At 37.3% G+C, this 20,521-nt stretch carries 17 protein-coding genes; 4 read left to right on the top strand and 13 right to left on the bottom strand.

Going from position 1 to position 20,521, the window contains the following annotated elements:
- Positions 1 to 74: 74 nt before the first annotated feature.
- The 6 genes from ACHABW_RS12880 to ACHABW_RS12855 form a co-directional block, all read right to left on the bottom strand.
- Entirely contained in the window at positions 75 to 701 is a 627-nt protein-coding gene (locus ACHABW_RS12880) for an FMN-dependent NADH-azoreductase (protein WP_435755690.1), read from the bottom strand.
- A gap of 177 nt (positions 702 to 878) precedes the next feature.
- Positions 879 to 1,313: a MarR family winged helix-turn-helix transcriptional regulator gene (locus ACHABW_RS12875; protein ID WP_435755689.1), complete on the bottom strand. Its 435-nt coding sequence runs from the start codon at positions 1,311 to 1,313 to the stop codon at positions 879 to 881.
- A 281-nt stretch (positions 1,314 to 1,594) separates the two neighbouring features.
- Positions 1,595 to 4,045 carry a rhamnogalacturonan lyase gene (locus ACHABW_RS12870; RefSeq protein ID WP_435755688.1) on the bottom strand — a complete coding sequence of 817 codons (2,451 nt, stop codon included), beginning with the start codon at positions 4,043 to 4,045 and terminating at the stop codon, positions 1,595 to 1,597.
- A 363-nt stretch (positions 4,046 to 4,408) separates the two neighbouring features.
- Complete coding sequence (locus ACHABW_RS12865) at positions 4,409 to 4,723, bottom strand: metal-sulfur cluster assembly factor (protein WP_435755687.1); 315 nt, start codon at positions 4,721 to 4,723, stop codon at positions 4,409 to 4,411.
- A 78-nt stretch (positions 4,724 to 4,801) separates the two neighbouring features.
- Positions 4,802 to 6,037, bottom strand: a complete 1,236-nt coding sequence (locus tag ACHABW_RS12860) for a DUF438 domain-containing protein (RefSeq protein ID WP_435755686.1) — start codon at positions 6,035 to 6,037, stop codon at positions 4,802 to 4,804.
- Between the two features lie 13 nt (positions 6,038 to 6,050).
- Complete coding sequence (locus ACHABW_RS12855; RefSeq protein ID WP_435755685.1) at positions 6,051 to 6,275, bottom strand: DUF1858 domain-containing protein; 225 nt, start codon at positions 6,273 to 6,275, stop codon at positions 6,051 to 6,053.
- Between the two features lie 258 nt (positions 6,276 to 6,533).
- On the opposite strand from ACHABW_RS12855, the gene ACHABW_RS12850 reads away from it, so the two are divergent.
- Together ACHABW_RS12850 and ACHABW_RS12845 are read left to right on the top strand one after the other, a co-directional pair.
- Positions 6,534 to 7,580: a M42 family metallopeptidase gene (locus ACHABW_RS12850; RefSeq protein WP_435755684.1), complete on the top strand. Its 1,047-nt coding sequence runs from the start codon at positions 6,534 to 6,536 to the stop codon at positions 7,578 to 7,580.
- Positions 7,581 to 7,837: 257 nt separating this feature from the next.
- Positions 7,838 to 8,707: a shikimate dehydrogenase gene (locus tag ACHABW_RS12845; protein WP_435755683.1), complete on the top strand. Its 870-nt coding sequence runs from the start codon at positions 7,838 to 7,840 to the stop codon at positions 8,705 to 8,707.
- 126 nt (positions 8,708 to 8,833) lie between these two features.
- Here the strand turns inward: ACHABW_RS12845 and ACHABW_RS12840 are convergent, their stop codons facing one another.
- The 4 genes from ACHABW_RS12840 to ACHABW_RS12825 all read right to left on the bottom strand — a co-directional run bounded on the left by ACHABW_RS12840 (position 8,834) and on the right by ACHABW_RS12825 (position 14,000).
- Entirely contained in the window at positions 8,834 to 9,664 is an 831-nt protein-coding gene (locus ACHABW_RS12840) for an amidohydrolase family protein (protein ID WP_435755682.1), read from the bottom strand.
- 188 nt (positions 9,665 to 9,852) lie between these two features.
- Positions 9,853 to 11,643: an alpha/beta hydrolase family esterase gene (locus ACHABW_RS12835; protein ID WP_435755681.1), complete on the bottom strand. Its 1,791-nt coding sequence runs from the start codon at positions 11,641 to 11,643 to the stop codon at positions 9,853 to 9,855.
- A gap of 245 nt (positions 11,644 to 11,888) precedes the next feature.
- Positions 11,889 to 12,890: an alpha/beta hydrolase fold domain-containing protein gene (locus ACHABW_RS12830; protein WP_435755680.1), complete on the bottom strand. Its 1,002-nt coding sequence runs from the start codon at positions 12,888 to 12,890 to the stop codon at positions 11,889 to 11,891.
- A gap of 849 nt (positions 12,891 to 13,739) precedes the next feature.
- Complete coding sequence (locus tag ACHABW_RS12825; protein ID WP_435755679.1) at positions 13,740 to 14,000, bottom strand: HPr family phosphocarrier protein; 261 nt, start codon at positions 13,998 to 14,000, stop codon at positions 13,740 to 13,742.
- Between the two features lie 550 nt (positions 14,001 to 14,550).
- Between ACHABW_RS12825 and ACHABW_RS12820 the strand changes: the two genes are divergently transcribed.
- Together ACHABW_RS12820 and ACHABW_RS12815 are read left to right on the top strand one after the other, a co-directional pair.
- Positions 14,551 to 15,963, top strand: a complete 1,413-nt coding sequence (locus ACHABW_RS12820) for an aldehyde dehydrogenase family protein (protein WP_435755678.1) — start codon at positions 14,551 to 14,553, stop codon at positions 15,961 to 15,963.
- A gap of 118 nt (positions 15,964 to 16,081) precedes the next feature.
- A complete protein-coding gene (locus tag ACHABW_RS12815; RefSeq protein ID WP_435755677.1) occupies positions 16,082 to 17,038 on the top strand; it encodes a hydroxymethylglutaryl-CoA lyase in 957 nt (318 codons plus the stop codon).
- Between the two features lie 234 nt (positions 17,039 to 17,272).
- Here the strand turns inward: ACHABW_RS12815 and ACHABW_RS12810 are convergent, their stop codons facing one another.
- From ACHABW_RS12810 to ACHABW_RS12800, 3 genes are all read right to left on the bottom strand, one after another.
- Complete coding sequence (locus tag ACHABW_RS12810) at positions 17,273 to 18,547, bottom strand: TRAP transporter large permease (RefSeq protein ID WP_435755676.1); 1,275 nt, start codon at positions 18,545 to 18,547, stop codon at positions 17,273 to 17,275.
- 34 nt (positions 18,548 to 18,581) lie between these two features.
- Entirely contained in the window at positions 18,582 to 19,112 is a 531-nt protein-coding gene (locus ACHABW_RS12805) for a TRAP transporter small permease (protein ID WP_435755675.1), read from the bottom strand.
- Between the two features lie 216 nt (positions 19,113 to 19,328).
- Complete coding sequence (locus tag ACHABW_RS12800) at positions 19,329 to 20,408, bottom strand: TRAP transporter substrate-binding protein (RefSeq protein ID WP_435755674.1); 1,080 nt, start codon at positions 20,406 to 20,408, stop codon at positions 19,329 to 19,331.
- Positions 20,409 to 20,521: the final 113 nt, after the last annotated feature.

Below are 20,521 nucleotides of genomic sequence, written 5' to 3'. Positions count from 1 at the left end.
TATTTCCTGTTCAAAACAAAAAAGCTATCAACGTCTCTCGTTGATAGCTTTTTTATATAATTTAACATAGAAGCTTAAAAAGTTAGTGCTAATTTTTCTGCTTCTGTAATACCGTTATTTGTAATTTCTTCTGCGCGGTCAGGGAACTGATTGTGACCTTCAACAATAACGGTTGAAATGTCCTTTACGCCCCAGAATCCTAACATAGTTTTCACATAGTTTACTGCCATCTCAGCGGATTGAGCTGGACCTTCAGAATAGACGCCTCCACGTGCATTTAAGAGAACGACTTTTTTATCAGGAAGTAATCCTACAGGACCTTCTGCTGTATAACGGAACACTTTTCCAGCTTGCGCTAAATAGTCAAAGTACGTGTGTAACACAGCTGGTACAGTGAAATTCCAAAGTGGGAAAGCAAAAACAACTTTATCAGCTTCTAGGAACTGGTTTAAATATTTAGAGACGGTATCTGATGCTGCTTTTTCAGATGGCGTTAACTCCATACCGTTAGCTAGTTTAAACATACCGTTAATTTTATCTGTATCATAATAAGGAAGATTTTCCTCAAATAAATCAAGTTCAGTAATTGTATCTTCCGGGTTAGCCTTCTTAAAGTTATCTAGGAATGTGTGATACAATTTCACACTTACTGATTGTTCAATTGGTCGTGAATTTGCTTTAATAAATAAAACCTTTGCCATGAATAAAAACCTCCGATTAATTTTTGGATCTATTAAATTTTATGATTGATTTGAGGGAAATCCGCAAGACTCCCGAAGGACGCCAGCGATACTATTTCAAAATCCCACGAAACAATAACAGAGCCCATTTTAAAAAAGTTGTTATAGCAACTAAAAAAGATCAAAACTTTGATCAAATTATTGTCGAGACGTTATGTTATGATTCATTAAATGAAGTAATCTTTCCATCTCTTTAAGTTCTTCTGTTGAAATACCTTTACACACCACTTTATTAAAGTTTTCTAAAATTGGAATGACTTGATTCCCTAATTCTTTTCCGCAGGAAGTAAGATATATTTCCATCGAACGTTGATCGTTCGGACACTTACTTCTGTTTAGAAAACCTTTACCCTCAAGGTTAGAAACCATTCTCGCAATATTAGTTTTGTCTTTATTGAGTGCTTTGGCTAATTGATTTTGGGTTAAACCGTCTTTTTCCCAAAGTAACATCATGACTAAATTTTGCTCTGGTGCCAGGTTATAAGGTTCTAATTTTGACTTAATATAACTTGTCAGGTCCAAATCTGTCTGATGTATCTTTATACTAATATAGTCTTGAAAAGATAATTTCAAAGGAATCCCCCATTAAACTAATTAGTTGCTATACATACTATTTCTATGGTTCAGTATAAAGTATTGACAGATAGGATGTCAATATACTAGTTCGACTTCCAGTTAATACAAAATATTAACATTGTTATATTCATCAATGGTGTTTTTCTGTAAGATTAAATATTACCTAGAATAAAGGTTCTCGAATTTTCTCAAGGAGGACGTTTCGCTAGTCCAATGAAAAAACCAGATCCTTTATTGGACCTGGTTTTTAGTGATTCATTTTTATTAATTTATGATTTTTAACGCTGTGTTTTTCCTGGATAGTGGGCGTTAGGAACAGGTACGTATTCCCAATCTGTATCTGATGCAAAGTAAAAGCTGGGGTAAGACGGCTGATTGTACGTGACATTTTGCCAAGCAATTCCAGTGCGGTACTGTGCATCGTGCATTAAGGTGTAAAGCTTCTGGTCGGTTTCTTCGGTGTTTAAATAGATACGAATCGCCGAACTATCTGTTTTACGTACGAGAAGTTCTTCTCGCCAATCACCAAAAATATCTGCAACTAATGAGGGATTCCCCTTCGTGCCGTTATTCGCCCGTGTATTTTCTGTGGTAAGTACAGTTCCATTCTGCCAATCATCTATGGTGGGTGTTTCATCTATTGAACCATTCACGATTTGTGTTGTCATATTCGGGGACCATTTGATATTCATATTTGTACCAGGCATAGCATCGCTAATAAACTTGCCATCTGCTGTCCACAAACCTTCGCCCCATGTTTCAAGCCCACGGTTATTAGGATCCACATCTCCGATCATTCCGCGTCCCGTGTCTTCTCCGGTGTATCCACCATAAAGGACGTCCCCGGATTCGGCATCTCGTAAGGCATATCCGTAAGGAGCCCAGGATCCACCTTCAAAGACCATGAAAATCTCAAGCCCGGGTTTATCTGGAATAATATCGGCTACGTGCAGTGCATCACCATGACCAAGTTTTGCAATTGTACCAGGCGCCGCACTTTCCTCGGGCATTGTATCCCGTGAACTGTAGAGTAATGAGCCATCATGATCAATCGTTGCCCCGCCATAGATGATTTCGTGTTTTCCATCCCCATCTACGTCAGCAATACTTAATGAGTGTGCCCCTTGCGTAGTAATACTATTATACAATTCATCGGTTCCATCAACACCATGCGGATTAGCATGAAATGAATTATCCATTGGAGTCCAGCCACTATCCATATACCATCTCTCATGCAACGATTCACCATCCCAGTCATAGGATACGAGAGTTGTACGAGTATAATAGCCTCGCGCAAAAATGGCAGATGGATGCTCTCCATCAAGGTAAGCAACTCCAGCAAGGAAACGATCTACTCTGTTACCGGGCTCAATCCGTGCCAATGCATAGTCCCCCCACATGAGTCCGTCATCATGACGGCCAGGTTTATAATGAATAGTGTCTAATTCTTCCGCAGTTTCCCCATCGAATACGGTTAAATACTCCGGCCCTTCAAGAATAAATCCTTCAAAACTGCGAAGTTGGTTATATTCACTTCGGCTTGGTGCATACTCATCTATGAAGTATTTTACTAGAGTCTCAGCATCTTCTCGAGATAAAGGGTACTCATACTTTTCCTCTATTCCAAAACAGTTTTCTAGTTTTTCAGGCCATTGGCCGCGAACAACTTCTTCGTGTGTATGCCACCCCATAAACAAGGTCGTCAAATATTCGAGATAGTCTTCATTACTCATCCGATAATCATCGTCATGACTGTATCCGGCTTCTTTATCTATTTCCGAGATGGTAATATATTGTTCGGTACTAATCTCGCCACTTTTATCGAAATGGATAATCTTTGTTCCGGGAGCTGTCTTGAACATTAGCTCTGCTCGACCATCTCCATCAAAGTCATAAACTAGAAATTGAGTGTAATGGGCACCTGACCGGATATTCACACCTAAATCAATTCTGTATAAAAGTGTTCCGTCCAATGTGTATGTATCAATATAGGTGTTACCGGTGTATCCAACCTGGGAGACATCTTTTGAATTAGAAGGATCCCACTTTACAATGAACTCGTATTGACCATCACCATTAACATCTCCAACACTCATATCATTTGCATGGTACGTATATTTTTCTCCGGCTGGAGTGACTCCGTCAGCTGGTTTTTGCAGGGGGAGATCGTAATAATCCTCTTCCCAAGGAGTAACGGTATCAGATAAGTCAAGCTCCTCACCATCTACAACAGCAGCTACAGAGTACTCTGCTGCTGAGGAACCATCCACGTCTAAAAAGTTTGTACTCTTTTTGACGAGAGCAATCTTTTTACCATCACGGTAAACGTTGAAATCGGCCCCTGTCATTCCATTCCCGGAAAATCCTGTAACTTCATGGCCCAACAGCCTCCAGCTCAAGAAAATCCCTTGCGATTGTGGAACGGCAACCAATCCACGATCCAAATTTTCAAGTTGGATGTTGAATTCGTTCTTCGTATCAGAAACAACTGTTTCAGAGATCTCTTCCTCTTTCTCATTTATGACCGCAGCAACTTTAAAGTAATGCTTTTTATGTGTGGATCGTTTAAAGGTATAGGAAGTACCAGTGGTTGTTTCTATATGCTTGTACCTCATCTTTTCCGTGTTCTTGTCTGCCCAATAAATGCGATATACATCTGCTTCCTCGTGAGCTGACCAACTCAATGATACAGAATCCTTCGTTAAATTAGTTATTTCTAAGTTTAACAATTGAGTATCCTCCTCAGTGTAGTTTTTATTTTGGAGATAATAAAGAATTCATATAGAGCGCTTACATAATTTAAAAAACCAGTTGTTTTACTTCAAAGGATAAGTACTGCAAATCGCTCCAGCCTGACGCTTTCCACGGTATTCTTCGAGTATTTTGATAAAAGTTCACATAAACATGAATAAAGGATAAAACCCTCTAACATATATTTTGACATAGAATAAACTTTGAGAATGTTAAAAAAGTATCAATAAGTAACTTAAACTGCTGGAAATTTATGGCGGGTCTGACCCCTAATAGAAAAGGACACTGAAAAAGTCAATGTTTACTTTTTCAGTGTCCTTTGATGCAATGTATTTTATTTGTCATCCAGTGACTCCCAACGCGATTTTTGCGTATCGGGACATTTTATCTTTGCCCCAAACCGGGCTCCAGACTACCTCAACCTCGACATGATCAATCTCTTCGACAGAATTTAGCACTACTGCTTTCATTGTACTGATGATTTGTCCAGCCATTGGGCATCCCATGGAAGTAAGTGTCATTTTAATGTGAGCCTCATTCTTATCCTCGATTTTCACATCGTAAATTAATCCTAAATTGACAACATCCATCTGTATTTCCGGATCAAGTACTTCCCCTAACGCTTCATAAACCTTATCTTCTATTGTTTGTGCCATACTAAAATCCTCCTCGAATAAAATTTTAAAACCACATTCTGAAATATAGAAACTCTCCAAGTCTTCTAGAAATGTTTGTTAAGACATTAACCGTTTTTGCCCTGTAATCTCTTGAATTGGCTTGATGTTTTGAGTAAATTCCACAGTTCCTTTGTATTCACCTTGTTCATTACGAATAGCGAAATAACGGATCAAAACAAATTTATCTTTTAATGGAATCCAAAAGTCTTCCAAATCTTTTTTGCCAGATTTAAAATCATCGAGAAGTGCATTCACTATATGGGCACTCTGCGGAGGGTGACAATTTTGAACAGTTCGACCAATGACTGATTTAGTGCGATGAAAAACGCGTTCCTTCCCGTGTGAAAAATAACGGACCACATCATTTTCATCAATCATCGTAATATCAACCGGAAGATGATTCATCATCAACTCTAGTTGTTCCACGGATAAGATCCCGGTTTCCAGCTGAATGACACCTTCTTTCATAAATGCATCAGCAGTTAAATCGGCTCGTTCAGGCTGCCAAGGGGCTGGAGATTCAATGAATGTATACCCAATCACATCACCTTCTTTTTCAATCTTTAGCCACTCGTCCTCGGTAAGTTTTTCGACAGCCATTGGAAGAAGGATATTTTCCTCCTTGTAAATCATTTCAGATACTTCGTGGATGATTTCATCCAGCAATGGGAGTATCTCAGATGTGTTCAAAGGATCTTCGATTAACTGGGTTTTCGTTGTCTTTATCGTGGCACGAATTCGGTCATCTACTCCCCACATTACTTTTGTGGGACCAAATATCCCGTATCTTTCCAAGTAGGGAAATAGGAGGTTTTCTTTTCGACTATAATGGTTATCTATCTCTAGAAGTTCGGTCAAATCCGTGAGTAGTTTAGAAATAACCTCTTCTTCTAAATGTCTTTTCTCATATTGATCCCGATGTAACTTTAGTCTGAAATTAACGTGTCGATCAATTTCTTTATTCTCTTGGAAAAAAGTGTGAACAGGATGTCCTTTCTGAAGTTGAGGCTCATTTGCTGCGTGAATCTCTTCAATGGATACTTTAAATACAGCGGTATGCACGGAACACAACCGTTGAACTTCTTCCACGGAAATGCCTTCTTCTTCCATTAAAGACTGCTCCATTTGTGAAATTTCACTGACACTTATATGATCAGTTGCCTTCTCAAACCTAGCTCTTACTTCTTCAATATTTTTTCCGTCATGCAGTTCTTTGATAATATCTTTCAATAACGCTTGTCGCTCCGTTTTTTCCAGCGAATCCATTTCACGGTTGTTGATTATTTCACTCATGATTTCTCCCCCTTTAATCCGTCAATTTAAATCCTTGTTGCTCTAACTGTTTACTAACCTTTTCCACCGAAAACCCCATTGCTCGGCATCCTTTGGAGATAGTCATGATTCTTCCGGCTGATTGAATCATTCCGGGCTTGGTAATATTGACGAAACCTATGTCTCTCATAATATTTATCAAATCAGGGTGAGCTGTACATAATTCTAAAATGGATGTTCTCAACGAAATTTCCTTCATAGGAATAATCACCTCTTATAGATGTCGTTTTCTAATTGATAACTGCTTTCAATAAAATAGTATCATGTGTATATCACCCAAGGTTGTGATTTTAATCACAAACAAAAATAAAAGAGATTAAAAAAGGGGTTTGCCCCCCCCATATATTGGAAGGTGCTGAAGCTTCGGATGATTCAATCTTAATGCCTGCAGTGAACCTTAGCTTCAGGTTTGCTATAATGGAAGGAACTAGAACATCAATCGATTGGAGAAGGTACAATGAGTTATCCGAACATCATGAAGACAATGGAGTTAATCAAGGAATTGGTGGAAATTCCTAGTCCTTCTGGACATACAAATGAAGTTATTACATATGTTGAAAATTTCTTAAAAGATTTGCAAGTCACAACAACACGCAATCGAAAGGGAGGATTAATCGCAACGATTCCAGGGAAGGAAACCGCGGAACAGCGTATGCTGACGGCTCATGTTGATACACTTGGAGCGATCGTGAAAGAGATAAAACCAAGTGGCAGACTAAAGCTTGATTTGATCGGGGGTTTTAAATTCAATGCGATCGAAGGGGAGTACTGTCAAATTGAAACGTCTTCCGGTAAAAAGTATAGTGGTACAATTTTAATGCATCAAACTTCTGTGCATGTATATAAAGATGCCGGTGAAGCCAAACGAAATCAAGCAAATATGGAAGTAAGAATCGATGAAATAGTTCACAATGAAGAGGATGTTCACGCACTGGGTATTGAGATCGGTGACTTTGTTTCCTTCGATCCGCGTGCGCAAATCTTACCAAGCGGATTTATTAAATCAAGACATTTGGATGATAAAGCGAGTGTCGGGATTTTATTACAATTAATCAAACAAATTAAAACAGATCAGACAGAATTACCTTATACGACCCAGTTCCTGATTTCAAATAACGAAGAAATAGGTTATGGAGGTAATTCAAATATCCCCCCAGAAACGGTCGAATATTTAGCAGTCGATATGGGAGCGATGGGGGATGGTCAAACGACAGACGAATACACCGTCTCTATTTGTGCAAAAGATGCGAGCGGACCTTATCACTTTGAGTTGCGGAAACGTTTGGTAGCCTTAGCGAAAGAAAACGGTATTGGATATAAGGTCGACATTTATCCGTATTACGGTTCCGATGCATCAGCAGCGATACGGGCAGGAAACGATATTGTTCATGGACTTATTGGACCTGGAATTGATTCCTCTCATGCGTATGAGCGAACACATCAGTCTTCGATTGAAGAGACAACGAAACTATTGTGGCACTATTTGCAGTCAGATATGGTATAGGAAAAACTTTAGAGCAGTCTGCTAAAATAAAGCTTGGGTTCCGATTAATACATTCATAATTAAAAAAGGTTGTGGCAAAAGTCTATATTGACTTGTTGCCACAACCTTTTTTTGCAGCAGTATAAATGTCTTATTTCCTCTTAATCTCAAATCTAGTACGCAAAATATTCGGGAAATTTAAAGGCGACATTGAACAAAAGTTATTTTCATTGTAACATTATGATATTAGATCGATCTAATTAAAGGAGGATAATGAAATGTCTGATCTTGAACGTATTGATGGTAGAACAAAGTTGATTGGACTCATTGCTACACCCATTGGTCATTCTTTAGCTCCGGTTATGCATAATATGGCATATCGAAAAATGGGGTTAAATTTCGCTTATATTGCTTTTGAAGTTGGGAACGATCAGTTGGATGATGCAGTTACGGGGATGCGTGCTTTGAATGTAGGAGGATTCAACGTATCTATGCCTAATAAAACAAAAATCCTTCCTCTTTTGGATGAAATATCTCCAGAGGCTGAGTTTATTGGGGCAGTAAACACTGTTGTTAATGAGAGTGGTAAACTAATTGGATATAATACAGATGGTATTGGTTATACGAGATCATTAACGGAAGTCGATTTTAATTTTGTTGGTAAAAAAATGACCTTGATGGGAGCTGGTGGTGCTGCTACGGCAGTTGCGATTCAAACGGCGCTGGATGGAATTGCTGAAATATCCTTGTTTAATCGTGATATATCTCCTTATTCTAAAGCTATCGAAATAGCGAATATCATAAATGAGAAAACAAAGTGTAAAGTAAATGTATATAAACTAGAAGATTTAAATAAGTTGAAAGAGGAAATCGCTGGCAGTGATATTTTAACAAATGCAACGGGTGTTGGAATGAAACCTTTAGAGGGGCAGAGTCTGGTTCCTGACACTTCTTGGTTGCGCCCTGATCTAGTTGTATCAGATGTGATTTACAATCCGCGAAAAACAAGATTACTTGAACAGGCAGAATCAGCTGGGTGTAAGACTTTGAATGGATTGGGAATGATGTTGTGGGCAGGTTCTAAATCATTTGAACTATTTACGGGTTACAAGATGCCTGTTGATTATGTTAAGGAGAACTTGTTTTGAAAGTGTTCAAAACGTGCAAGACGAAATATTAACGTTTATGTGAGATAAAGTTAATGAAAAGCCGATATTTCCTGGTGGAAGAATCGGCTTTTCATTAACTTTTTTTATAAAATTATTATGAGAAATTCAATTACCGAAATTAAATAATCGGTATGGTGTCTCCCAAAATAACTTTCGGCGGTCTGCAGCATCGGGGAAGATTTTTTCAACAAGCTTTAGTAACGTCCCGTAGTCTACTCGTTCTGAAGCTCGTAGGAAAGGCCAATCTGATCCCCAAATGCAGGCATCGAGAGTAAAAGAATCAACTAAGGCCTGGATAAACGGCCATGTGTCAGTATAAGGATAAGGTTCTTGAGAAAATTTTATAAAACCTGATAACTTTACAGTGCCTCGCCCACTTTTGCCCAGTTCAAGTAATTCTTTAAAACCTGGTTGATCAAGACCTCTATCCGGTAAAGGCCGTCCGGAATGGTCGATCAAAATACGTACACTTGATTCCTTCAGTAAAGGCATCAAAGATACAAGTTCATCACCCTGAACCTGCACTTGCAAAAACAGGTCTAGTTCTACGAGTTTCTCTAGTAGCTTCGCGGAGTTTATGTAATAATCCACCCCATAGTGAGTGACGTTGAAGGCAATTCCAATTATTCCATCAGCTTTGAGAGACTGTAATTCAGCAAATTCCACATCGTTATCAACAACCGCAATTCCTTTAAAGCGTCCCCCACTTCTAGCAATGGCATCTATCAGACAGCGGTTATCAGTACCATATCCAGAATTAGGACCGACAACTAATGAATATTTGAGACCATAAGCTTCAAAGACTTGTAAAAACTGGTCGGCTGTACTAATTTCTTGACCAGAAGGCCGATAAAAAACGTCATCAGCATAAGGAAACCGCTCTGGATCAAAGATGTGATTATGACAATCAATTTTTGGTTCATCAAAAATATTCATAAAATCCTCCTATTGTTTCGTAAAGAACGTTGGCAAGAGAAAGCCCTAAGGAGAAATAGTCTCCAAAGGGCCACCTTACTAAGTCATAGAGTAAGCAAAAGGGTTCTGTGAGTCTGTTCTATTAATTCTTTCTTCTACAGAATTTCTTTTCCTATTCAAGGGTAAATTCCCCCGAATAACCTTGCTAATTAATCATTATTGATGTAATGACGAACTCCTTCATCGTCCATTTCCCAATGAGAGAACCATTCGTCCCACAATTCCCATACTTCAGATACGATAAAGTTATGGGCTCTGTCTTTAGTCTGCGTGTATTTGTACATCGGAGTGTCATTTTCATCGTACCAAGTGTAAGTTGTGTATCTGTCTTTTGTGGTCACAACGGCATCATCAATCACGCCTAGGTCGTTTCTATCAAGCCAGTATTCCACTGTATCCTTTGTTCTTCCGTCTTGTGTGTGATCCCAGCTCCAAATGTCACCCTCACCAAAGAATAGGTAAAATGGAACTTTGTCAGTTTTACCCTCAACAGATCGCATAAGCGGGCCTGAGGTAGAACCAAAAGCGGTGAAGTATTCCGGCATTACTGCAGTTGCATAGTTGGCGAACATAGAGCCTAGAGATTGACCAGTAAGATACCGTTTTCCAGGGTCAATATTGTAATCTTTATCAATTTGATTAATGACTTCTTCTAGAAATACAAAGTCATCTTGCATATTTGTATTATGGTTGATATTCCAAGTCACTTCAGTAGATGAAGAGTATTGTTCACTCGGTAAAACGAGCATAAAACCATTCTCATCTGCGACTTCCCACCAATGGCTAGCGTCAAAGAATACTCGGGCTGTTTGCGTGTTTCCTGCAAGTACAAAAACAACAGGAATATCTTCTTCAGGGGCAGAATCAGGCACGTATACTAGATACTCACGGTTGTAGCCATCAAGGTTCATTTGCTTGATTTCTACACCTATCTCCTCATAATCAGGCCTAACACCTAATACATTACCGTTGATGGTGGTGCTATCATAACGGGTGTAGTAAGAAAGGAAATCATATACTTTCTTAGTGAAGCCTTTCGTATAAACACTATTGCCACTTCGCTCTAAAACCGCAACTTTGGAGAGGACATCACTATAGGAGGTCACGATGCTATCAGAATCATTATCCTGCATAAAAACAGTACTTTCCATTAAACCATTTGATGAGCCTTTGACTGAATCAACAGTATCATTGGCTAGTTTCCAGTAGTCAACAACGTTCTCAACAGAATTCAAATCATCGTTCACAAACCAAGTTGGTACAGGAACTTCGTTATAAGAGATGTTTTCATTTTCATTGAATGTTTTTGAACCAGTCTCTTCTATAAATTCCGTATCGAGATCTTCCGTTTGAATAAAGGCTGAACTGATCACAAAAAGAGGGTTTTCCATGGCCCAGGCTTGGAGTGCAGTACCACCATTACCGTAACCTGCCAGATAGAATAGTCCAAAGGTGTTGTAATAAGTAGTATCCCTGAACACTTTGAAGGCTTCATTTATATAAGCAAGTTCTTCTTCAACAGTTCCCCAGCCACTTTCTCCCGGCTCAAGAATGAACAGGCCTTCTGATTTTTTATCTGCAACATCTAACCAGTCACTTTTCTTAAGAAACTCTTCAGTGGTCATTCCTTCAGGAGTGGCGATGACAGTAAAGTAATCGCGGACTGTTGTATCTGGAGCAACATAAATCTTGACTGTACGGGTATCATCACCTACCGTGACATTATCAGTGAAATAACCATTCATTGGTAGGTTGTTGCCGAGTGTGATATCGATATTAGGTTTTGCGATACCATCCAGGGAGGTAGCTTCAAGTTGTATTTTTTTGTTTTTAGGGTTACTTGAATTATTACTATTTTCTGAGGCAGCTGAAACTGGTATAACAGTTCCCAACAAAATTAATGTGGTAATAATTAATAAAACTAATTTTTTACTTTTCATATAATCAGTCTCCTCGATATAAATGTAATGTGATCAACGTAATTTCTAAAAACTAGTGATGAGGCGTTTTGATAGATTATCAACTGCTTTGCATAATAGTAAGTTGTCCTTCATGAATATTGATATTACTCAAGGTGGTTATATCATAGGCCTCACACCCTCAATGTAATGATATAGTGAGAAAGCAATAGGTTTTTTAAAAGGTCTACTTTAATGTTTTCATGTTTAATTTATTGTAAATACAATTAATTATCTTTAGGAGCTAACTCAACTAGCAGTTTTTGGACTAACCATTTAGTAGTGGCTTCTTCAATATCTGTACCTACTGTGCCATGACCTCCCTGGGCATAGGCGTATAATGAAGCTTCAGCTCCTACTTCTATATATTTGTTGAAAAGTTCTGTACTATGAATGAGTGGAGTTACAAAGTCTTTGCCACCAATTGTTATCAATGCTGGAGGGTCATCTTCCGAAACGTGATTAATTGGATTAAGCTGTTGTATGCGTTCAACATGATCCCACTGTGGATGTGAAGGGTCGTTTGCTTCGTATGCTTCCATAATCTCTGGTACTTTAGATTCCTCTATTCCATAAAAAGTGGTTAACATACCTGTAGGATCTTCAGACAAAAACGCATCGGTAAAAGGGTAATAGATGACAGCAGCTTGTATACTACTTGATTGATCTAGATTACCACCTACATCCCCTTCGAATTCTTCCATATCTCCTGTAGTTGCTAACATTGAAGCTAGATGGCCTCCTCTGGAAGTACCCCAGACAGCAATTCTATCAGGATCGATATTGTATTCTTCTGCATGTGCCCTAAAATAGCGAACGTATGCTTTTGTATCATAAACATTTTCAGGCAATCCAGTTAAATATCGGTAGTCAATAGTTGCAACTGCAATACCCTGATTGGCTAATTCAATTGAAATGGGATATGATCTGGAACCATTAGCATCATCGTATGCACCACCATGACCATGAATAAATAAAACAAGTGGAGTAGGTTCTTTATTAACGTTAGAAGAGGATTTAGAGTTGCCAGACTTTGATTTAGAAGCGTGAGGCAAATAAACATTAGCTTTTAGATCAAAATTTTCTCCATGTTCATCTACGGTTGTTATTAATACATCCTCATGTGTAGGTTCGGATAAAAAACTTGAGTTAGAAAAAACAGTTGATGAAATTACAGCTGTTGCCAAAATTCCAATTATCATAGCCATTGATACTTTTAATTTTTTCAATTTATACCTCCTAATATTTCCTTCTATTAACCTATTACCTTCTCACTAGAACATATTAATTTAATGTGATATTTGTAAAATGAGTAATTTTGATATCTCCTTTCTACCCTTTTTAACAAGGTAAGTTTATTATTTATATAAATCTTAAATTGAATAATTTAAGATTATTTTAATTCAAAAACGGTTTAACAAAAAAAGTCGATGTAAGTGCTTACAAAAATTATTTTAGGTAAAGAAGTGACAATTTATTTTAGATTAGATCGATCTAATTTTGATTTATAGCTATAGTATAATGCGGTCCAAATAATTGCAAGACTTTTCTGAATTATTACTTATTTTAGCGTCATATATTTATCAAAAGTTATTTGTATAATTTAGTAGTTTAGGGTAGTAGCATGCGCAACACACTGTGAATTGGTATAAATGATAAATCTCAGTTTTACCGTAATAAAAGGATAGACTAATCTCAACAATTCCTGAAAAAGGAAACATTAGACTACTAATGTTGATGATTCACGTCGACTAGGCCAAACAAAATAAACAAGGAAGTTGGGATCGACATGTTGTGAAGGAGTCCATGAAATTGAACTTGATGCTTTAGTTTCTATTGGATTTTAAGAGCAAAGAAGTAATCGGATAAATTAATGTATCATGATGACAGACATATTCAGTCATATTTGAGGTGAGAAAGAGGTTTCTGGTACTTCCCTGAAAAAGAGAACCCAGTGAATGACTTTGACAATTTTTGAAGAACATCCACGGATTAACAGTGTAGTAAGAAGGGGAAATGCCCATTAAAAGGTATGGCTTTTGTTAAGACACAGCCCAAGTAATTGCTTATTATATAAATTAAGTTAGAAACTCAACAACTCTATTTAGTGCATCTTCGCAATCGTCACCAACTGCTCTGACAGTGATCCGTTCATTGTTTTTTAATTGAAGCGTGATTAATCCTAAAAAACTATTTAAATTTATTTCAATCATGTTTCCATTTAAAAACTTTTTCAAATATATATCAGATCGTAATGATTGAACTGACTTACTTAATTCAACAATCGTTTGCTCCTCAGAGAGATTAATTGTGATTTGTTTAGTTATAGTTTTCGGCATATTGAAATCCCCTTTCCTAAATCTAACTTTATTTAACACTTTAATGAAATAGGTGAAAGTTGAAAAATGCTGTTAATTAGATCGATCTATTTTCTTATATATATAAATTATAATAGAAATTAATGAAATTGCAAGAGTTTTCAGGTAACTATTTTAATGCTAAACGTTGGAAAAGAGGTGAATATAAAACTTTTGAAAGGAAACTTCGTGAACTGTCATTTCAGTAAAATAGAGAAAACATAATTTAAATTGGAGAAATTATTGAAATTGAATCAAAATCGTTGTAGAATAGTTATTAGATCGATCTAATAGTGAAGATTTAAAGTAAAGGGAGGGGTTAAAGACTACCAATAATTCCTTTTTAAAAATGTACTCTTGTTATTCAAAGATTCGTTAGTTTTTATGTTCTGTATTTAGATTCAAATAGATGATTGATAAACTATTGGATTTATACGCAGTGTAAAGTTCGTTATATTTTGAAAGGGTTTACAACAAGTGAACTGTAAATACATGGAATAGACCATGTACACTATATTTAGGAGGGATTACATTGTCAAAAGAACTAACAGAAGTGCAACAACAGGAACTTGATTCGGCTTTTGAAAAAGCGAATAACGCATTAAAAATTATTGAAACGTATGATCAAGAAAAAGTAGATAGATTATGTCAGGCTGTAGCGTGGGCTGTTTCAAATAAGACTACATTCTCTAATCTTGTGGATATGGGTATAGAAGAAAGTAGACTAGGAGATTCAAAGAGCCGTATGAATAAACGATTTAAAATTCGCGGGATTCTAAGGGATGCTCTAAGGCAAAAAAGTGTGGGAATTATTGAAGAGATTCCTGAAAAAGGTATCGTTAAATATGCGAAGCCGGCAGGTATCTTATCTTCTATTGTACCTACAACTAACCCTGACCTTACACCAGCTGGAACAGCTATATATGCAATTAAAGCAAGGGATGTAGTCATTTTCTCACCCCATCCTCGCTCGAAAAAGACGTCTTTTGAAACAATCCAATTAATGCGTGACGCGCTTGAGAGAGAGGGAGCACCAGCTGATATTTTACAGTGTTTAGTGAATGTAAACATCCCTATGACTAAAGCTCTAATGGCACGGGCCGATTTAGCCTTAGCTACAGGAGGAAAAGATATGGTGAAAAGTGCATACAGCTCTGGAACCCCTGCTTATGGAGTTGGTGCAGGTAATTCAACGATGATTATTGATGATACGGCAGATACGAAAGAAGCCGCTAAAAATACAATGTTAAGTAAGACATCTGATTTTGGATCAGGTTGTTCTTCCGATGGGAATCTAATCATTAGTGAAAAGGTTTATGATGAAATGTTAGATAACTTAGTTTTGGAAGGTGGCTATTTAACAAATGATGAGGAAAAAGCCAAATTGCGCAATGTAATGTGGGATGAGACTGGTCATAGACTTCCAGATACTGTTGCAATAGCACCACAAAGGCTTGCTGAAATTGCTGGTTTTGAAATTCCTAAAGATCGTAAGTTCATTATTGCTAAGGGGGATAAAATTGGTAAAGAACATCCATTCTCCAGTGAAAAATTAACAACATTATTAGCAGTATATAAGTATGAAGGGGAATTTGAAAATGCTTTGGATATGATGCGAGGTATATTTGAAGTAGGTGGAAAAGGGCACTCTTGTGGTATTTATTCATTCAATGATGATCATATAAACAGACTCGGATTATCAGCTCCAGTTAGTCGTATTATGGTGCGGCAGCCCCAGTCTAAAGCTAATGCCGGAGCTTTTAACAACGGTATGCCAATGACTTCAAGCTTAGGGTGTGGTACTTGGGGAGGAAACGTTGTCTCTGAGAACGTTAACCTTAAACATTACATGAATACTACTTGGGTTTCACGGCCTATTCCTGAAGATAAACCATCCGATGAAGAATTGTTTGGAGACTTTTACGATCCAGAATTAGAAAAATAGATATATTCATATTATTTGTGAAAAACTCAAAAGAGAAGCTTATTCTTTTGAGTTTTTCTGAATAAATGGAAATTTAGAATTCATGAATCAACTATTACCATGAAAGGTGTCTAGAGCTATGACAGAATTATCCTTGCCATCAAAAGTAATTATATGTGAAGTGGCCCCACGAGACGGGTTCCAGGCTGAGTCTGAGTGGATTCCAACTGACCAAAAAGTCCAAATCATAAGAAATTTAGCGGCAACAGGTATTCAATCTATGGAAATTACATCGTTTGTTCATCCTAAGGCAATTCCACAACTAAAAGATGCCGAAGAAGTAGTAAAAAGATCACAGGACCTTACAGGAATGAAATTTCGTGCACTAGTTCCTAATCTTAAAGGTGCAGAAAGAGCGATGGATAGTGGTATTACAAAATTAAAACTCATGCTTTCTGCAACGGATTCTCATAGCTTATCAAACGCGAATTCAACTGTTAAAGAAGCACAGGACAAATTAGAGCCAATTATTGAAGCAGCGCATAAAAAAAATGTTACAGTAGGTGGTTCTATTTCAGTTGCATTCGGTTGTCCATACGAAGGGGCGGTTCCTGTAAGTCGTTTAGTTGATATATTAGAAAGATATAAGGCAATGGGAATTACAGAGGTTTCCCTAGCTGATACAACTGGGATGGCGAATCCTAGACAAGTGTATGACCTTTTAGGAGAACTTAAAGTGAGATTTCCAACAATAACCTTTTCGATGCATCTTCACAATACAAGAGGAATGGCATTGGCGAATGCGATTTCAGCTCTGCAGCAAGGGATTATCCATTTCGACAGCTCTATTGCTGGTTTAGGAGGTTGTCCATATGCACCAGGTGCATCGGGCAATATAGCTACGGAAGATCTTGTTCACTCTTTTTCTGAAATGGGAATTAAAACTAATATTAACTTGGATTCGATTATAGAAGTTGCTAAGGGTGTTAAAAAGACCCTTGGACATGACGGAGGAAGTTACATGCTTCAAGCGGGACCTAACTCAGCACTTCATCTAAAACCTAAAGAACAGGTCAAAATGCAGGATAACGGATAGTCATTTAGATCTCTATGGAGAGGAAATCCCAACGAAGCAAACCAAAGAACAAAAAAGGTAGCTCAATCGAGCTACCTTTTTTGTTTGTCAATCGGAGTGGCCAAGGTTGATAAAAAGAGAGGGAGACCCAAAAGTCACCCTCTTTAAGAATATTTTATTGCAATGGCTTTTTCCCCCATTGCTTAATGAGGGCTTGAATCTTTTAGGACACCCTCATATGTACTTCTTCTGCTCTTAAAAATTCACTAAGAATAATGATAGTTGTGGGATGAATACAATGATTAATAGAGTTATAATCATTGCAATAAAGAATGGAAAAATGGCTTTGGCCAGAGACTCGATAGATAACCCTGTGATTCCTGAGCCTACAAATAAATTTACACCTAATGGTGGTGTGATAAAACCAATGGCTAAGTTTACGACCATTATAATACCAAAGTGTACTGGATCGTATCCGATATTTACAGCTATCGGTAGTAAAATAGGGGTTACTATAATAATCGCGGCTACCGTATCCATGAAACAGCCAATGATTAACAAGAGTAACGTAATGAGTAGGATAATTACTATCGGATTTTCTGAAATAGATAACATCGCACCTGCTACTTGAGTAGGGATATGTTCAACAGTTAGTAATCTTCCGAATGCTGTTGCTGTTCCTACTATAATAAGAACAGTTGCAGTTGTTAAAGCAGAATCAGAAAGTATTTTTGGTAAATCTTTTATTCTTAATTCTTTGTACAGAAAAACCCCTGCAACTAATCCATAGACTACTGCTACGACTGCTGCTTCCGTAGGGGTAAATATTCCACCATATATACCGCCAAGTATAATAATTGGGACTAGTAATGCCCATTTCGCATCCCAAACCGATTTAAAAAATTCGTTAAATGTAAATTTTGTGTCTGTGCCCGTGAACCCCATTTTACGAGAGTAAAGATATGTCCATAAAATCAAACCAAAAGCAACGATTAAGCCAGGAATGATACCGGCAATAAACAAGTTACTTATTGACACGCCACCTACAACACCGTAAATAACCATTGGGATACTTGGTGGGATAATAACCCCTAATGATCCAGCTGCGCAAATAACAGCGGTAGCAAATTTTTTATCATACCCGTGCCTCACCATTGCAGGAATCATGAAACCTCCAATTGCAGCCACCGTTGCAGGTCCTGAACCACTAATAGCTGCAAAAAATAAACAAGTAATGATTGCAGCGATCGCAAAGCCTCCAGTTTTATTGCCGACAATTGTATTAGCTACTTTGAAAAGCCTGTCTGACAGGCCACCTTTACTCATAATTTCTCCCGCTAAAATGAAGAAAGGTACTGCAAGTAAAGGGAAAGAATCTATTGAAGTGACTAATCCTTGTGATAAAAATCCTAACGGTAACGCGCCACTATACAGCATGGTAACTAATGTCGCTAAACCCAGAGCAATACCAATGGGGATTGTTAAAAATAAAAATAATGCAAAGGTTCCGAATAAAACTAAAGCAGTCAAAAGATTCCCCTCCTTATTTCCTCCATTTATTTCATTAATCTTTTATTTCAGTGTAATGCTCATGTTCAGGTTTCATTTCAAAGTTATCATGACCAAGCAGTGTTCTTATCTGCTTTATAATTTGTTGAATAATTCTTATAGCAGTCAATGACATACCAACGGGTGTAGCCAAATATACAACACCCATAGGAAAATCTAGTGCAGGTGAGGTTTGCCCCCATGAAAGTAATTCAGAAGACAATACATAACCATTAATGATTATGAATATAGCGAAAACAAAAAAGATAATATTTGCAAGAATGCCTAATATGATTTTCCCTCTATCTTTCAACGCCAATAGGACAATATCAACTTTTATGTGCCGTTGTTTTTTCACTCCATAGCTAATCCCTATATATACGAGCCATATAAAGCAGTATCTTGCTAATTCTTCCGACCAAATTAGGGAAGAACCAATTATGAATCTCATAAATACTTGTAAAGCAATGACAAAAACCATCGTAGCTGATAATATAATTAACAAATATTCTTCAAAATGATCATCTAACCATTTAATAATTTTCATACTGAGCCCTCGCTTTATATTTCGTCTTGTGACTAAATAGTGTTGGTTGATCGTAAAATTTTTTTATTAAGAGACTGTTCAAAAAGAAGCAATAGATCATTTCAGTAAAGTATTTGATAGATTTTGAATGTTTTTATTGCTACTTTTTGGTCAGTCTCTATGGCAAAGCGGTTCAAGGGAGTTAGAAATACTCCCTTGCCCCTAATACAAATAACTTTACTGTTGCTCAACAGCTTCGAGTAACTCGTTTACAAATTCTTCGCCTATTTCAGGTGCATATTTCTCATAAACTGGTTGAACTGCATTGAATAGTTTTTCCGATTCTTCCTCACTAAACTCTGTGATTGTCATGCCTTCTTCTTCTAAAAACGCGAAAGCATCGATATCTTCCTGTTGATTCAATTCTCTTTGATGATCTCTAGCTTGATCTGCAGCACTTTGTATTATTGTTTTTTCATCATCAGTTAAACTTTCCCAAAAGGCTGCACTAACCATAAATGGACTAGCGTTATAGATATGATTTGTTTTGGTAATATACTGTTGTACTTCATAAAAGTTTGTTGTCGTAACATTTCCTACTGGGTTCTCTTGACCATCTACAACGCCTTGTTCTAAAGCTGTGAATAGTTCAGTAAAAGCCATTGGAGTAGGGTTAGCACCCAGTTCACGCCACATGTCAATATGCAGATCATTTTCTAATGTTCTAATATCAAGTCCTTCAATATCTTCAACGGTGGTTACCTCTCGCTCATTGTTAGTTAAGTGTCTGAATCCATTTTCCCAATAATTCAAGCCAATGACTCCTTGTTCGGGGAGATCACCCAATAAATCAGTTCCTATTTCACCATCTAAAATAGCATATGCTGTTTCAGAATCAGGAAAGAGAAATGGTAAGTCAAATACTGAAAACCGCGGAGCAAAGGGAGCAATAGGGCCAGTAGAAATAGTTGTTCCTTGAATAGAATTCATTTGGAGACCTTCAAAAACTTCACGATCTCCACCTAATTGTCCATTAGGGAATACTTCGACAGTAATTGCACCATCCGACTCTTCCTCAACGATTTCACCGAATCTAACCAATCCTTTAGTTAGCGATCTTTCTTCGGGTGTTGCTACAGCCAATCTCATAACCTTGGATTCTCCGGTTGTTGCTTCACTATCATTTTGACTGGCTTCATTGTTAGTTGCGTTATTATTTTGATTTTCATTTCCGTTGTTAACGCTAGTTGTATCGTCACCACATGCTGCTAGAAGAAGTAAACTTGACATTAATACTGTAATTGAAAACCTTTTCATAAAAATCCCACCTTTTTATAATTATTTATTAAAAGATAACGCTTTCAGATAATTCTTTAATACAAAAATAAATTAATTTATTTCCTCCTTTTAAAATAATTAGATCGATCTAA

It is taken from the genome of Salipaludibacillus sp. CF4.18, from assembly GCF_051262595.1.
Taxonomy (GTDB): domain Bacteria; phylum Bacillota; class Bacilli; order Bacillales; family Salisediminibacteriaceae; genus Salipaludibacillus; species Salipaludibacillus neizhouensis.
Note: the sequence above shows the minus strand (reverse complement) of the source record. Positions and strands in the feature narration are given on the sequence as shown.